Source organism: Stenotrophomonas maltophilia, assembly GCF_003970865.1.
Taxonomy (GTDB): Bacteria; Pseudomonadota; Gammaproteobacteria; order Xanthomonadales; family Xanthomonadaceae; genus Stenotrophomonas; species Stenotrophomonas maltophilia_AR.
In genome coordinates this window covers 68215-83891 of sequence record NZ_RXLZ01000004.1, presented here as the reverse complement: position 1 = coordinate 83891, position 15677 = coordinate 68215, and the positions used below count along the sequence as shown (strand labels likewise).

At 67.2% G+C, this 15677-nt stretch carries 15 protein-coding genes; 2 read left to right on the top strand and 13 right to left on the bottom strand.

All coding sequences use genetic code 11. The features are described 5' to 3' along the window. Window positions 1–148: 148 nt before the first annotated feature. The 8 genes from EKL94_RS02370 to rlmE all read right to left on the bottom strand — a co-directional run bounded on the left by EKL94_RS02370 (window position 149) and on the right by rlmE (window position 11294). Entirely contained in the window at window positions 149–688 is a 540-nt protein-coding gene (locus EKL94_RS02370; RefSeq protein ID WP_126927832.1) for a GNAT family N-acetyltransferase, read from the bottom strand. Continuing rightward, on the bottom strand, window positions 681–3806 hold the full coding sequence (locus EKL94_RS02365; protein ID WP_126927831.1) for an efflux RND transporter permease subunit: 3126 nt from the start codon (window positions 3804–3806) through the stop codon (window positions 681–683). Before EKL94_RS02365 ends, EKL94_RS02370 begins: the two co-directional genes overlap by 8 nt. Next, window positions 3803–4909 (bottom strand): efflux RND transporter periplasmic adaptor subunit, encoded by a 1107-nt coding sequence (locus EKL94_RS02360; RefSeq protein ID WP_126927830.1) that lies wholly within the window; start codon window positions 4907–4909, stop codon window positions 3803–3805. Before EKL94_RS02360 ends, EKL94_RS02365 begins: the two co-directional genes overlap by 4 nt. Window positions 4910–5182: 273 nt before the next feature. Then, a complete protein-coding gene (locus tag EKL94_RS02355) occupies window positions 5183–7246 on the bottom strand; it encodes a TonB-dependent copper receptor (RefSeq protein ID WP_126927829.1) in 2064 nt (687 codons plus the stop codon). A 72-nt stretch (window positions 7247–7318) separates the two neighbouring features. Beyond that, window positions 7319–7750 carry a DUF2946 domain-containing protein gene (locus EKL94_RS02350; protein ID WP_126927828.1) on the bottom strand — a complete coding sequence of 144 codons (432 nt, stop codon included), beginning with the start codon at window positions 7748–7750 and terminating at the stop codon, window positions 7319–7321. Window positions 7751–8369: 619 nt separating this feature from the next. Next, the gene (locus EKL94_RS02345) at window positions 8370–8555 is read right to left on the bottom strand and encodes a hypothetical protein (RefSeq protein ID WP_043034328.1); all 186 of its coding nucleotides are present in this window, start codon (window positions 8553–8555) and stop codon (window positions 8370–8372) included. 102 nt (window positions 8556–8657) lie between these two features. After that, on the bottom strand, window positions 8658–10592 hold the full coding sequence (gene ftsH / locus EKL94_RS02340; protein WP_010485966.1) for an ATP-dependent zinc metalloprotease FtsH: 1935 nt from the start codon (window positions 10590–10592) through the stop codon (window positions 8658–8660). 69 nt (window positions 10593–10661) lie between these two features. Continuing rightward, window positions 10662–11294 carry a 23S rRNA (uridine(2552)-2'-O)-methyltransferase RlmE gene (rlmE, locus tag EKL94_RS02335; RefSeq protein ID WP_005409014.1) on the bottom strand — a complete coding sequence of 211 codons (633 nt, stop codon included), beginning with the start codon at window positions 11292–11294 and terminating at the stop codon, window positions 10662–10664. Between the two features lie 65 nt (window positions 11295–11359). Here rlmE and yhbY point away from each other — a divergent pair, with 65 nt between their 5' ends. Both yhbY and EKL94_RS02325 read left to right on the top strand, forming a co-directional pair. Further along, the gene (yhbY, locus tag EKL94_RS02330; RefSeq protein WP_004152868.1) at window positions 11360–11665 is read left to right on the top strand and encodes a ribosome assembly RNA-binding protein YhbY; all 306 of its coding nucleotides are present in this window, start codon (window positions 11360–11362) and stop codon (window positions 11663–11665) included. Between the two features lie 13 nt (window positions 11666–11678). Then, window positions 11679–12053 carry an Mth938-like domain-containing protein gene (locus EKL94_RS02325; RefSeq protein ID WP_126927827.1) on the top strand — a complete coding sequence of 125 codons (375 nt, stop codon included), beginning with the start codon at window positions 11679–11681 and terminating at the stop codon, window positions 12051–12053. Between the two features lie 27 nt (window positions 12054–12080). Here the strand turns inward: EKL94_RS02325 and EKL94_RS02320 are convergent, their stop codons facing one another. From EKL94_RS02320 to surE, 5 genes are all read right to left on the bottom strand, one after another. Next, entirely contained in the window at window positions 12081–12569 is a 489-nt protein-coding gene (locus EKL94_RS02320; protein WP_126927826.1) for a YqhG/Tai3 family protein, read from the bottom strand. A 192-nt stretch (window positions 12570–12761) separates the two neighbouring features. Then, a complete protein-coding gene (locus EKL94_RS02315) occupies window positions 12762–13544 on the bottom strand; it encodes a peptidoglycan DD-metalloendopeptidase family protein (RefSeq protein ID WP_126927825.1) in 783 nt (260 codons plus the stop codon). After that, the gene (locus tag EKL94_RS02310; RefSeq protein ID WP_126927824.1) at window positions 13541–14155 is read right to left on the bottom strand and encodes a YqaA family protein; all 615 of its coding nucleotides are present in this window, start codon (window positions 14153–14155) and stop codon (window positions 13541–13543) included. Before EKL94_RS02310 ends, EKL94_RS02315 begins: the two co-directional genes overlap by 4 nt. 18 nt (window positions 14156–14173) lie before the next feature. Beyond that, window positions 14174–14851, bottom strand: a complete 678-nt coding sequence (locus tag EKL94_RS02305) for a protein-L-isoaspartate(D-aspartate) O-methyltransferase (protein ID WP_010485977.1) — start codon at window positions 14849–14851, stop codon at window positions 14174–14176. After that, window positions 14848–15627, bottom strand: a complete 780-nt coding sequence (surE, locus tag EKL94_RS02300) for a 5'/3'-nucleotidase SurE (protein WP_010485979.1) — start codon at window positions 15625–15627, stop codon at window positions 14848–14850. The genes EKL94_RS02305 and surE overlap by 4 nt, the downstream gene beginning before the upstream one ends. Window positions 15628–15677 lie beyond the last annotated feature (50 nt).

Here is a 15677-nt window from a genome sequence, read left to right as displayed (position 1 = left end):
CGTCCCGTCGGCTGGAGGGGACCGGTCGATTCTCCCTGATCGAAGGCCGCTGCGGTAGCGCTGTTTTGCTGGGTCGAGCCCCTGCCCAGCCCTGGCTGACGGCGGAAGCCGGGCATGGGCTCGGCTCTACGGCGGCCAGCCTGCGTGTTCAGGACAGCTGCGTGCGTACCCGGGCAAAGCGGCGCAGGTCGTGCAGCACCCCGCGCTTGTAGACCGCACAGCGCTCCACGCCCTCTTCCTGGAAACCGTTCTTCTCCAGCACCCGGGCCGAGCCGAGGTTGAAGTCGACCACCGTGGCCTGCAGCCTGAACAGGCGCAGTTCGTCCATCACCCACGGCGCGAACAGGCCGACCGCGCGGGTCATCAGGCCCTGGCCCCAGTAGGCCTGACCGAGCCAGTAACCCAGTTCGGCGGTATGCCCACGCTCGGCCACGCCCTGCTGGGCCCCGACGCTGCCGCAGGCGTGGCCGTCGATCTCGATGGCCAGGTTCAGGGTGCCGGGGGCCAGCACGCGGCCGGCGAGGAAGGCCTCGCCATCCTCGCGCGTGTACGGGTACGGGAAGCGATCACGCAGGCCCCTCGACACCTCGGCGTCGTTGGCATGGCGCAGCAGCGATTCCAGATCATCCGGGCGCCAGGGGCGCAGCTGGAAGCCGTCGCCCCGCAGCAGAGTGGTTGGATCAGGCATGGCCACCCACCGAGGGCGACTCCGCTTCCTGCTTCTCCAGCTCGCGCTTTACCGCTTCCGGCGAGCGGGTGTACGGGGCCAGCCGCGCGTAGAACGCCGGCACCACGAACAGCGACAGGAAGGTGGAGAGGGTCACGCCGAAGATGATCACGATGCCGATCGTGCCACGACTGGCCGAACCGGGGCCACCGGCCACTACCAGCGGGATCGCGCCGACCACGGTGGCGATGGAGGTCATCAGGATCGGGCGCAGGCGCACCATCGCCGATTCGATGATCGCCTCGCGCACGGTTCTTCCGTCGTCGCGCAGCTGGTTGGCGAATTCGACGATGAGGATGCCGTTCTTCGCTGCCAGGCCGACCAGCATGACGATGCCGATCTGGCTGAACAGGTTCACCGTGCCGCCGCTCACCCACAACCCGACCAGCGCACCGAGCACGCCCAGCGGCACGGTCAGCATGATGGTTAGCGGGTGGATGAAGCTTTCGAACTGTGCGGCCAGCACCAGGTAGACCACCAGCAGGGCCATCGCGAAGGTCAGCAGCACCGCGCCACCAGCGCTCTGGTACTCGCGTGATTCGCCCTTCCAGTTCACCTGCGCGTACTGCGGCAGCTCTTCGCGCGTGACCTGCTGCGCCCAGGAGATGGCCTCACCCAGCGGATACCCCGGCGCCAGGCCAGCATTGATGGTGATCGAGCGCAGGCGGTTGAAGCGGTTCAGGGTACCGGCCTCGGCCACTTCGCTCAGCGTGACCAGGTTGGACAGTGGCACCAGTTCGCCGGAGGTAGCGCGCACGCGGATCGCGGCCAGGTCGGCCGGGCTGGCACGGCCATCGCGACCGGCCTGCACCAGCACGTCGTACTCCTCGCCGTTGTCGACGAAGGTGGTGACGCGGCGCGAGCCCATCATGGTTTCCAGTGCCGAACCGATCGCGGTGACCGGCACGCCGAGGTCGGCCGCACGCTGGCGGTCGATGTTGACCCGCATCTGCGGTCGCGTTTCCTTGTAGTCCGAGTCCGGGCCGACCAGGCCGGGATTGTCGGCCATGCGCAGCAGGATGCGGTCGCGCCACTGCGCGATCTCGGCATATTCCGGCCCGCCCAGCACGATCTGGAATGGCTGCCCGCCGCTGCGCACCAGGCCACCGCCGACCTGCGTGCGTACGCGCACGCCGCGGATGGTGTCCAGTTCCTTCTGCAGCTCATTGGCCACTTCCGGCGTGCCCTCGCTGCGCTGGCGCCACGGCTGCAGGAAGATGCTGACGCGGCCGGTGTGCATTTCCTCGCTGGCGCCCCAGCCGCCCGGCACGCGCGGGTTGGCGCGCACGATGGGTTTGTCCGGGCCGACATGCGGTGCCAGCATCGCTTCCACCTGCTGCACCTGCTGCACGGTGTAGTCGTAGCCGGCACCTTCCGGGCCGTCGATCATGATCTGGAACGAGCCACGGTCTTCGGCCGGCGCCAGTTCCGACGGCAGCAGCTTGAGCAGGCCCCAGCTGGCGGCCAGTGCAGCCACCATCACCAGCAGGTAGATCCAGGTGCGGTCGACGTGGTGGTCGAGCACCCGCCCATAGGCACCTGCCAGGCGCTCCAGATTACGGTTGATGAAGCCATGCAGCCCGCGCGGTGCCTGCCCGGTGTGCGGCTTGAGCAGCTTGGAGGCCATCATCGGCGTCAACGTCAGCGCCACGAAGGCGGACAACGCCACCGCCGCCGCCAGCGCCACCGCCAGTTCACGGAACAGGCGCCCGGTGTTGCCTTCCAGGAAACCGACCGGCAGGAACACCGCCACCAGCACCGCGGTGGTGGCAATCACCGCGAAAGCGACCTGCGTGGTACCGCGCTTGGAGGCCACCAGCGGTGGCTCGCCCAGGTCGATGCGGCGCTGCACGTTCTCCACCACCACGATCGCATCGTCCACCACCAGGCCAATGCACAGCACCAGGGCAAGCAGGGTCAGCAGGTTGATCGAGAAGTCGAACGCATACAGCGCGATGAACGCCGCGACCAGGCAGACCGGCACCGTCACTGCGGGAATCAATGCGGCGCGGAAACTGCCAAGGAACAGCCAGATCACCGCCAGCACCAGGATCATCGCTTCCACCAGCGTGGCATAGACGCGGTCCACCGCGGCTTCGATGAAGGTGGTGTTGTCGAAGGCGACGAAGATCTGCGTGCCCTTGGGCAGGGTCAGTGCTACCCGCTCGGCTTCAGCGCGCGCGGTACGCGCCACGTCCAGCGAGTTGGCGGTGGAGGTCTTGACGATGCCCAGGCCGATGCCCGGCTCGCCGTTGCTGCGGTAGTAGGCGCGGCGCTCGGCCGAGGCCAGCTCGATCTTCGCCACATCGCCCATGCGCACCACGTAGCCGTCGCGGCCCTTGCCCAGCGGGATGGTCGCGAAGTCTTCCGGCTTGATGTAGTTGCGCTCCACGCGCAGGGTGAAATCACGGTCGGTCGACTCGATGCGGCCGGCCGGCAGTTCCACGTTCTCGTTGCGCAGCGCGGTTTCCACGTCGCCGGTGGTCAGCCCGCGTGCGGCCAGCTGGTCGCGGTCCAGCCAGATGCGCATCGCATAGCGCTGGCGGCCACCGATGCGGACCTGGGCCACGCCGTCGAGGCTGGAGAATCGGTCGACCACGTAGCGGTCGGCGTAGTCGCTCAGCTCCAGCGTGTCCATGGTCGAGGAGACCATGTTGAACCAGATGATCGGGTCGGCATCGCTTTCGACCTTGGCGATTTCCGGCGGACGCGCCTCTTCCGGCATGCGGTCGGCGACGCGGCTGACCGCATCGCGCACGTCGTTGGCCGCCGCTTCGATATCGCGGTTGGAGGTGAACTCGATGCTGACCTGCGAACGGCCGTTGGTGCTGCGCGCGTTGATCGTATCGATGCCTTCGATGCCGGCCAGCGCATCTTCCAGCACCTGGGTGATGCGGCTTTCGATGACCGCCGCCGAGGCGCCGGTGTAATCCACCGACACCGAGACGATCGGCGGATCGATGGCAGGCAGTTCGCGCAGGGTCAGGCGGGTGAAGGACATCACGCCCAGCACCAGCAGCAACAGGCTCATCACCACGGCGAATACCGGCCGCTGGATGGAGATGTCGGACAGCTTCATCCGCCGTGGCCCTCGGCCGCGACCGGCGCCGGTGCATCAGCCGGCTTGGCACCCGTGGCCGGGGCCGCGTCCTTTGCCGCGACCTTCAGGCCCGGGCGCAGCTTGCCGGTGCCATCGACCACGATGCGCTGGCCTGCTTCCAGGCCCTGCTTGATCTCGACCACGCCGGCACGGCGCGCACCGGTAATCACGTCCACACGCTCGACGCTGTCGTCGGCGGTGATGCGGTACACGAAGGTATCGCGACCGACCTGCACCACCGCGATTTCCGGAATCACCAGCGCCGGGCGCTCGGGATGGAACAGGCGCACGTCCAGCAGCATGCCCGGGCGCAGGGCATGGTCGCCGTTGGCGAAGTCGGCGCGCACGGTCACCGCACGGGTGGCCGGATCAATGCGTGCATCGATGGTGCTGACCACGCCCTCGAAGGTACGGCCCGGCCACGCCACGCTGGTGGCACTGACCTTGTCACCGACACCCAGCGCGGCCAGTTCCACTTCCGGCACCTGGAAATCGATGTGCATGTGCTCGATGTCATCGAGCGTGGCGATCACCGTGGTCGGCGTCAGCAACGTGCCCGGGCTGACCTGGCGGATGCCGAGCACACCGGCGAACGGCGCACGCACGCGGCGGTCACCGATGTCCGACTGCATCTGTGCCACGCGCGCCTCGGCGGCATCGCGGATCGACTTCTGCGTATCCAGCGTGGCGCTGGACACCAGCCGCTGCGTGGCCAGCTCGCGCTGGCGCTTGTACAGCTGGTCGGCCTCATGGAAGGTGGCCTGCGCCTGCACCAGCGCGGCCTCCTGGGCCTGCCCGCGCAGGGTCACGATCGGCGCACCGGCGGCGACATGCTGGCCGCTTTCGAAGTGCACCTTCTCGACGATCTCGCTGACCTTGGCGGTCACGCTGATGGATTCGCGCGCCTTGGCCGTACCCAATGCCTGCAGCGTGTCGTTCCACTGCGTGGACTGCACGACCTGCGCGGTGACCGGCACCGCTTCTCCCTGCCGACGGGCGGCGGCCTCCTGTTTGCCCGCGCACCCGGCCAGCACGGCCAGGCTGAGGCCAAGGGCCAGGGTCGAAGCGATGCGAGCCAACATGAACGGTCCTGAGTGATCCACGGCCGCCGAGTGTAGGCAAGCGCCCACAGAAGCGATATGTGCCAAGCGTTTACCGGCGTGGAACCGGCGTCGCGATAGCGCCGTGAACCCGTTCCGTGCAAGGCTGGCAGCAGCGGTGTCGGCATGTGTCGAGGTGTATCCAGCCGTGCACCGCAGGCGTTGCCATCGTAGAGTCGAAGCTGCCCGACGGAGGGCGTCGGGCGGGGACGGATCCTGGCGGGGATCCGGCCCCGGTTTTTTATCCCCGGCGGATCAGTACCGGTAGTTCACCTTCATCCACAGGCTGCGGCCTGGCTCGTTGATGCGCACCGGGTCAGCCGGGAAACCAAAGTCGGCGCTGCCGGCCAAGTTCAGGTGCTCGCTGTAGGCACGGTCGAACAGGTTGTCGACACCCGCGCTGAGCTGCAGCTGCGAACTGAAGCGATAGGCGGCGTTGAGCGCGAAGGTGGCGAAGCCGGCACTCGGCCCCAGGTCCTGCGCAACCACATTGCCCTCGCCATTTGCGACACGATGCTGATGGGTCACCGCGCGCAGCAGCGCACCGGCACTCCAGCGCTCGCCTTCCCAGTTCGCACTCAGGCGTGCTTCCAGCGGCGGCATCTGCGGCAGCGGACGCTGCTGGTCGCGGTTCTCGCCCCAGGCATAGGCCAGCGTGCCGCCCAGCTTCCACTGCTCGGCCACGCTCACTTCCAGGCCCGCCTCGGCACCGGCGATGCGCGCGTCGACATTACGGGCCTGGCTCATGCCCATCATGCCGCTGCCGTGGTAGGTGAACAGGATGTAGTCCTGGATCTGCCCGGCGTACGCCGAAACCCACGCCTGCACGCGCGGTCCCTTGTACTGCAGGCCGACGTCGAGCTGGGTGGTGCGTTCGGGCTGCACGCCGGTGAACGCGTTCACTGCGCCGGCCGGGCCATGGTTGGGCGAGAACAGCTCCCAGTAGTCAGGCATGCGTTCACTGTGGCCGAGCCCGGCGTACCAGGTCAGGCCATCGGCCAGGTCCTGCTCGTAACGCAGGAAAGCGCTGCCGAGCCATTCCTTGCGCGTCTGCCCGGCGGTGGGGTTGGGCCGGTTACCCATCATTCCACGGATCGATTGCCGCTCATCGCGGACGCTGGCGCGGTCGATGCGCAGGCCACTGATCCAGCGCTGGTCGGTGCCGGCGCCGAGGGTCAACTCGGTGAACACGCCGTAGCGGCGGAAGTTGGCATCGGTCTCCCAGGCGGCCTGGCGGTAGGTGTCGCGGCCCATGCCCATGCGGCCACGATGGCGGCTGTCCTCGCCATCCACGCCCGCCACCAGCTGCACGTCCTGCCAGCGCCACTCGGAACTGACCCGGCCGCCCTGGGTACGGCGATCCACGTTCGACGCCATCGGCATCGGCATCATGCTGTGCGGGTTCGGCGTGCGCAGCGTGTAGTTGTCCATCACGTGGTCGGCTTCGTTGTAGTACACGTTGGCCTGCAACGTGTCCCACGCACCCGGCAGATTGCGCCTCTCGAAGCGCGCCGCGTAGCTGGTGCGTTCGAACGCGGCGCCGTCCATGCCGCGCCCGGCGTAACGCGCGATGGCATCGCCGGCACCGGCGGAGATTTCCAGCAGCGTGTCGGCATCCGGCGTCCAGCCGATGGCCACGTCGCCATTCCACTTGCGCCACTTCGACGGCACCACATCACCGTGGCCATCCTTGTAGTCGTCAGCTTCGGAACGGTTGCCGCTGGCGCGCACATAGCCGGTCGGATTGCCCAGGGTCAGGTCCAGCACCTGGTCGTTGCGGTTGCGCGAGCCGACCAACGCGCTGGCGTCCGCACGCAGGCCCGGTTCCTCGAAGCGCGGCGTATCGCGCTCGAAACGCACGGTTCCGGCCGAAGCTCCTGCGCCCCAGCGCACGCTCTGCGGGCCCTTGATGATGGTCAACCGGTCGAAGCTCTCCGGCGCGATGTAGGACAGCGGATTGTCCATGCGCGACGGGCAGGCACCGATCAGGTTGCCGTCATTGCTGAGGATGTTCAGCCGCGAACCGAACATGCCGCGCAGCACCGGGTCACCATTGGTGCCGCCATTGCGGATGGCGGAGAAGCCGGGGACGGTCTTCAGGTAATCGGCACCGTCGCTGGCCGGCACCGGCTGCCGCGGCAGGCGCGGATCGGTCACCCAGTGCAGCGGCGAGGACGGTGCGGCGGCGGTGACCACCATCGTGTCGAGGGTGCGCGCCTGCTCGGCGGGCGCAGCGTGGGCCAGTGATGCGGCCACGGCCAGGCCAAGGGCAACCGGCAGGCGCGCACAGGCGCCCGCGGGGCGGGAAGTCATTTTCATCGGAACAGCTCCAAAGTACGCACGCGCGCACGGCGCCCGGTCAGGCGTCGTGCGGCAGATTCGATAGGGAAATCAGCGAACGATGGAGGGGCGCGGTGGCCCGCGTGCGGCATGCGCCGGCCAGCGCAGTGCTGGTAGTACCTGCTGTGACCAAGGAAAGGCCAGTCGCGGCCGCCACAACACGGGCAACAGCAGTACCAGCACCGCCAGCCACGGCAGCAGGCGCATGGCCAGCACGCAGTATTCGCAAGCTTCGCCGTGCATGGCGTGGGGGTCGGCCGGGCGGCTGGGCGCAGCCGGCGCGGCGCCGTGCTGATCGTGCCCGGCCATGGCCATGGCGTGCATGTCATGGCCGATCGCGGCATGGTCCATGCCCGCCATCGCGGCGTGCTCCATCGGCTGTGCCTGCAGCGCGCGGCTGACCAGTGGCGCAAGCACCATCAACAGCGTCGCCAGGACGGCGAGCTGGAGCAGAAGGCGCTGCGGGCGGGACAGGCGGGTCACCCCGCTAGTGTAGAGCCGGGTCCTGGGTTGCCTGTGCGACGAACGGTCGCAGGAAGGGGGGGTTATCGGCAGGGCTGCGCCCTGCACCCGCTGCGAGCTGGAGCAACAGCAACAGCCGAAGCAGAAGCGGGCTTCCTGTGGGTAGGCGGGGTGGGTCCGGTTGCGGGGGCGCTGCAAGTACGTCCATGTAAGCTCGGTCGCCGCATCCATGCGGCTCACGCCCCCGCAACCGGACCCACCCCGCCTTCGACAGATTCCGGCGATCTGCAGTAGATCCACGCCATGCGTGGATGAATCTCCATCGGAATCGAATATTTCGAATTGGAATCGAAAAGCATCCACGCATGGCGTGGATCTACCGTGTCGACCAAGGTCGACACCTACCAACAGCCGTCGGAATCTGTCAGAGGTGGGGCGGTGTGGGCAGGCAGGACCGTTGGCGCCATGGATGGCGCCATCGAGCCCCCAGGGATGGGTTTACGGCGTGTCCTGCCTGCCCACACCGCCCCGCCACCCTAAGGAACGCCCGCTGTTGCTGTTGCTGTTGCTGTTGCTGCTGAGGTTGCCGGCCAGCGGCCGGCACTACCACGGGTGCAGGGCGCAGCCCTGCCGACACCCCTCAACGGCGGCGACGCTTGCGGTCCACGTACAGGGTCTTGGCAATGCTCAGCACGATGCCGACACCGATACCCACCACGCAGCCCAGCAGCAGGTTGTCGGCCCCCAGGCCCACACCCACGCCGACCACGGTGGCGATGACCATTTCGACGGTGTGGGAAATCGGTTCGGGCTTCGGGGCGGACATGCAGGCTCCAGCGTCAGATCGGTTATTCGGGATGGGCCAGTGGCCCGGAAACGACGAAGCCGGGTTGCCCCGGCCTCGTCTGGTGTCACGTGCAGCAGGCCGTCAGTGCGATTCGGCCGGGCCCGCGATCGGCGGCAGCGGACGGGCATCGCCGCCCTTGTCGTTGCCACCATCCTTGTTCGACTTGTTCCAGCCGGCCGGCGGCGGCGGATCGCGGCCTTCCATGATGGCGTCGATCTGCGGCGCGTCGATGGTCTCGTACTGCAGCAGCAGCTGGGACATCGCGTGCAGCTTGTCCAGGTTGGCCGTCATCAGCTCGGTGGTGCGTGCGTAAGCCTCGTCGAGGATGTTGCGCACTTCCTCGTCGATGCGGCGCGCGGTGTCGTTGGACACGCTCTTGTGCTGGGTGACCGAACGGCCCAGGAACACCTCGTCGTCCTCTTCGCCATAGGCGATCGGGCCGAGCTGGTCGGACAGGCCCCACTTGGTGACCATGTTGCGGGCCATCTTGGTGGCGCGTTCGATGTCGTTGGAGGCACCGGTGGTGACCTTGTCGGCACCGAAGATCAGCTCCTCGGCCACGCGGCCACCGTACAGCGAGCACAGCTGCGACTTGATCGCCACGCGGTTCATCGAGTACTTGTCGCCTTCCGGCAGGTACATGGTCACACCCAGCGCACGGCCGCGCGGAATGATGGTGACCTTGTAGACCGGGTCATGCTCAGGCACCAGGCGGCCGACGATGGCGTGACCGGCTTCGTGGTAGGCGGTGAGGGTCTTCTCTTCTTCGCTCATGGCCATCGAGCGGCGCTCGGCACCCATCAGGATCTTGTCGCGGGCACGGTCGAAGTGGTCCATGCGGACTTCCTTCTCGTTGCCACGCGCGGCGAACAGGGCGGCCTCGTTGCAGAGGTTGGCCAGATCCGCACCGGAGAAGCCCGGGGTACCGCGCGCGATCACCATCGGCTCGACGTCGTCGGCCAGCGGCAGCTTGCGCATGTGGACCTTCAGGATGTGCTCGCGGCCCTTCACGTCCGGCAGGCCGACCACCACCTGACGGTCGAAACGGCCCGGACGCAGCAGCGCCGGGTCCAGCACGTCAGGACGGTTGGTCGCGGCGATCACGATCACACCTTCGCCGCCTTCAAAACCGTCCATCTCGACCAGCAGCTGGTTCAGGGTCTGCTCGCGCTCGTCGTGACCGCCGCCCAGGCCGGCGCCACGGTGGCGGCCGACGGCGTCGATTTCGTCGATGAAGATGATGCACGGCGCGTGCTTCTTGGCCTGCTCGAACATGTCACGCACGCGGCTGGCGCCGACGCCGACGAACATTTCAACGAAGTCCGAACCGGAGATCGAGAAGAACGGCACCTTGGCTTCGCCGGCGATGGCCTTGGCCAGCAGCGTCTTGCCGGTACCCGGCGGGCCCACCATCAGCACGCCGCGCGGAATCTTGCCGCCCAGCTTGGTGAACTTGGACGGGTCGCGCAGGAAGTCGACCAGTTCGCCCACTTCTTCCTTGGCCTCGTCGCAGCCGGCGACGTCGGCGAAGGTGACCTTGATCTGGTCTTCGCCCTGCAGCTTGGCGCGCGACTTGCCGAAGGACATCGCGCCCTTGGCACCACCGCCACCGCCCTGCATCTGACGCATGATGAACAACCAGAAGCCGATGATCAGGATGACCGGCAGGAAATTCATCAGGATCGCGCCGAGGGAAATGCCGCTGGACGGCTCCTCCTGCACGATCTCCACGTTCTTGGTACGCAGCACGTTGATCAGGTCACGATCGAACGGCGCGGTGATGGTGGACGACTGCCCACCGCGGGTGGTGTAGGTCAGCTGGCTGGTGCCGCCGCGCATGTCGCCGCCAAAGGCGACCTTCTGCACGTTGCCGCTGTCCACCTGGTCCAGGAACTGCGAGTACGACGCGCCCTGCGCGCCGGCCCCGGAGGACTTCGGCGAGAAGCTCTGGAAGACCACCATCAGCACGACGGCGACGACCACCCATAGCAGGAGGTTCTTGGTCAAGTCGTTCATCCTCATTGGCTCCGGTGTTCCTCTCAGTGCTGGCGTTGCGTTGGGGTCGAACTTGCGTACGTTGCGAGCTTACTTCATGTGGGCGCGTTTTCCCTGACCCAAGGCATACACCTCGGGAGAGCGCTTGCGCGACGCTTCCGGCTTGCGGATGGAGACCTTGTCGTACCGGCGGCGCATGTCGCGCACGTAGTCGTCAAAGCCTTCCCCCTGGAACAGCTTGATCAGGAACGCCCCACCGGTCTTCAGGTGGTTGTCGGCAAAATCCAGGGCCAGCTCCGCCAGGTGCATCATCCGCGGCTGGTCGACCGCGCCTACACCACTCTTATTGGGGGCCATGTCCGACAGCACAAGGTCTACCGGCTGATCCCCGAGCATGGCTTCAAACTGCGATAGAACGGCTTCTTCCCTGAAGTCACCATGAAGGAACTCCACGCCGGCCAGCGGCGGCATGTCCAGGATGTCCAGGGCCAGCACGCGGCCGGTGTCACCGATCTGTCTCCGCACCTGCTGAGACCAGCCGCCCGGGGCCGCGCCAAGGTCGACCACCACCATGTGCGGCTTCAGCAACCGGTCACGTTCCAGCAGCTCTTCGAGCTTGTAGGCGGCGCGCGAGCGCATGCCTTCGGCCTGGGCCTTCTTCACGAAGGGGTCGGAGAAGTGTTCCTTGAGCCAGCGCTGGCTGCTTTTGCTGCGGGTAGCCATTGAAAATAGGGGCTGATGGGGTCCTCATGATACCCTGATCGCCCCATTCAACCGTGTTTTCCTGCATGTCCATCGCCCTGACCGCCTCCCAGACCCGTTTCCTGCGCGGCCAAGCCCACGACCTGAAGGCCCTGCTGCAGACCGGCGGCAAGGGTGTGACCCCGGCCTTCATCGCTGAGCTGAACGAAGTGCTGGAGCGCCACGAGCTGGTCAAGGTGAAGGTCGCCGCCGAAGACCGCGACGCCCGTGACGTGATGATCGGCGAGATCGTCGAAGCCACCGAAAGCGCGCTGGTGCAGCGCATCGGCCACGTCGCGGTGCTGTACCGCCCGAGCAAGGAACAGCGCCAGATCGTGCTGCCGCGCGGCTGATCGCCCTCCTGCCATGCAGCTGAACCACGAACCGCCGGATTACGCCTACAGCCTGCGTGCCGCCGATGGCCGCTCGGCCAAGGTGAATGACCAGGTGCTGGGCAGCAGCTTCTTCCTGACCCCGGACCAGCTGGTCAAGCAATGGCCGGTGGTGAGCGCCACTGCGCTGCAGCTGACTGACCTGGAGCCGATCCTGGCGCTGAACCCGGCGCTGATCGTGCTCGGCACCGGCGACCGCCAGGTATTCCCGCCGGCGGTGGTGATGGCCGCCTGCCTGTCGCGCGGCATCGGCCTGGAAGTGATGAACAATCCAGCCGCCGCGCGCACCTTCAACATCCTGGCGGGCGAAGGCCGCAAGGTCGCGGCTGCTTTCATTCTGGAAGGCTGAGGTCGAGTCGCCGGGTGCCTCCCGGCGCTAGCTGCCCGAAGATGTGCAGCGGAAGGCCGAGAACGCCTTGAGCCGGCCAATCAGGTTGCCGCCCTGCCCCCAGCGGATATCCATGACCTTCCAGTCCCGGTCCTGCCGCTGCAGCAGGACCCGGTCGGTCCAGCGATAGTCGCCTATCGCCATCTCGACGGGCACCCAGCTGGCTTCACCGCTCGTCACAGGCAGCCCCGCCTTTACCGTTTCCGGCCGATCCGGCGCCATGAGATAGGGGCTCTGGTCCAGCATGTGCGGCTTTTCGTCAGGCGCAGCCAGCGTGGTGCAGGCCTGTTCGTACGCGCGCTGTGCATCAATGGCTGCGCGCAGGGCATCGCCCAGCAGCGGAGGAATGGCCGTTTCGTTCGACGTCGGCGCCTGGATGGCGTCGTAGAGACGGGTGACCACGTCGCGTGGATCGCTGGCGGCGGTCGCCAATGGCGCGACGATGAGCAGCACGAAAAGGACTGTTGGGCGAGACATGCGGCACCGGATTGGGGGCTGGTTCCGTTGAAGCATGCCGCTTCCCTGGCTTGCCGGGAAGCTTGAAATGCGCCACTCAAGGTCGCAAATGACCGCCCACGGCGGCCAATGGCGTGCAGCGAGTCGAGCATGGTTCGACGCTACAGGTCGGGAACGCCGGGCGTGGCCCGGCGCTCCCCGATCCAACGGCGATCAGCGCGCCGGCAGGTACTGCTGCGGGTCGACCGGCTTGCCGTTGTAGCGAATCTCGAAGTGGACCATGTCGCGGTTCGCACCGGTACGGCCCATTTCGGCGATCTGCTCGCCGGCCTTCACGCTCTGCCCTTCATTCACCAGGCGCTTGCGGTTGTGGCCGTAGGCCGACAGCCACTGGTCGCTGTGCTTGATGATGATCAGCTCGCCGTAGCCGACCAGACCGGCACCGGAGTACACCACCACGCCATTGGCGGTGGCCTTGACCGCCTGGCCGCTGGTGCCGGCGATGTCCACGCCCTGCTTGGTCGCATCACCGGCCACGTAGCGGCCAACGATGGCGCCGTCAGCCGGCCAGCGCCAGGCGATGTTGCTCTTTACCGGACCGACCGGCGCCGGGGCCGGTGTGGTGCTGCCGCCACTGCTGCCACCCGAGCGCGGCGGGGTGACCACCGTGGTGGGCGCGCGGCCGCCGCTGGCACCGGCCGGATACAGCCGGATCACCTGCCCCGGATGGATGGTCGAGGGGTTGTCCAGGCTGTTCCAGGCAATCAGGTCGGCCGGGGTGATGTCATGGATGCGGGCCAGCGCATAGATGGTGTCGCCCTTGCGCACCACCACGGTCTGCCCGGGCTTGGGCACCGAGGTCTTCGGCGTGGTCACGCCACCGGCGCTGCCACCACCCGGGCGGACCACGGTGGCGGTGCCGCAGGCGGCCAGGGTGGAAACCAGCAACGCCAGCGCGCCGATGCGCACTCCCTTGCTCAGACGATCAGGACTCATGCGAACTTCGACCTCCATACAAGCCAGGCGATCAGCACCACCACCAACGCGGTGGCGATCCAGCCCAGCGGTTCAATCCAGCGACGCAGTGCCGCTTCAGCACGCGCACCACCGATACGGATGACCGCAGCCAGCACGAACACGCGCTTGCCGCGACCGATCAGCATGCTCAACAGGTACTGCGGCATCGGTACGCCGACGATACCCGATGCCCACGTGAAGACCTTCATCGGGATGGGCATGAAGCCGCCCAGCACCAGGAAGGTGAACACCGCCCACGGCGACTCGGCCATCTTCGCCTGCACGGTGGTGATGCCCTGCTCGATGGCCGGCAGCATGCCCAGCGCTTCGAACAGCGGCTTGATCGCCTCGAAGGCAAAATGGCCCAGCGCATAGCCAATCAGCGCGCCGACCATCGAGCCGGCCAGGCTGAGAGTGGCGAACCACCAGCCGCGCTTGGGCTGGGCCACGCACATCGGCGCGAGCATCACCTCCGGCATCACCGGGAAGATGATCGCCTCGAAGAAGCTCAACACCGTCAGGTAGGTCGGCGCGCGTTCGTGCGCCGCCCACTTCATCGCCCGCTCGTACAGCGGCCCGAAAATCTTCATGCAACCCTGCTCCGTGGATTAGTCGAGCATGCCAGACAGCAGCGGCACGAACGTGACCGGCGCCAGCACGTGTTGTTCGATGCTGCCGTCGGCCTTGCGGTCCAGCTGTACCAGCGACTGCGCCCCGGGGCCACCAACCGGCGCCACCAGGCGGCCGCCCTCGGCCAGCTGCTCGATCAGGGCGTCGACCAGTGCCGGCGCCGCCGCAGTGACCACGATGGCATCAAACGGACCGTGCTCGGCCCAGCCGACACGGCCGTCGTCATGCTTGGTGCGGATGTTCATGCCCAGCGCACGGAAGCGCTTGCGGGCCTGGCGCAGCAGATCACCGATGCGCTCCACGGTGTAGACCTCCAGGCCCAGCGCACCGAGGATGGCGGCCTGGTAACCGGAACCGGTGCCGACTTCCAGCACCCGCTTCGGCGCGACCTGGAGCACTGCCTCGGTCATCCGCGCGACCACCCAGGGTTGCGAGATGGTCTGGCCGTGGCCGATCGGCAGCGCGGTGTCTTCGTACGCGCGCGAGGCCAGTGCCTCGTCGATGAACAGATGGCGCGGCACCACCCGGATCGCGTTCAAGGTCGGCTCGTCGACGATGCCGGCTTCGCGCAGGCGGTCGACCAGGCGGTCACGCACGCGCTGCGAGGTCATGCCGATACCGACGGCTTCCGGTTGCAGGCGCAGGCGTGGGCTCATGCCGGCTGGTCCAGCGCGGCACTGAGGCCGCCGACCCAGCTGGCCACTTTCTCCAGTGCCTGGTAGCGGGTCAGGTCCACCTGGATCGGGGTGATCGAGATATGCCCGGTGCGCACCGCGTGGAAGTCGGTGCCGGGGCCGGAGTCCTGCTCACGACCGGCCGGGCCGATCCAGTACACCTCGTTGCCGCGCGGGTCCTTCTGCGCGATGCAGCCTTCGGCGCGATGGCGGTTGCCGAGGCGGGTGACCTCGAAGCCCTTGACCTCGCTCCACGGCAGATCAGGCACGTTGACGTTGAGGATGGTGTCAGCCGGCAACGGATCGGCCTTGAGCCGGGCGACGATCTCCACCGCAGCGCGCGCGGCGGTCTCGAAGTGTTTCGGATCGTGGTTGCGGGTGACCAGCGAGACCGCCACCGCCGGCAGGCCGAGGAAGCGACCTTCCATCGCCGCCGAAACGGTGCCGGAATAGATCACGTCATCGCCGAGGTTGGCAGCGTTGTTGATGCCGGACACGACAATGTCGGGTTCGAACTCGAGCAGCCCGGTCAGCGCCAGGTGCACGCAGTCGGTCGGGGTGCCGGCCACCGAGACGGTGTAGTGGTCGATGCGCTTGAGGCGGATCGGCAGGTCCAGGGTCAGCGAATTGCTGGCGCCGGAGCGATCGCGGTCGGGCGCGACCACCGTGACTTCGTGACCGGCCTCACGCAGCACCGAAGCAAGCATCCGGATGCCTGCGGCGTCGACGCCATCGTCGTTACTGACCAGGATTCGCATCTTCGATTTAACCGCTTGATTTTCCAAGAATTCGATTCCATCACCGTGCA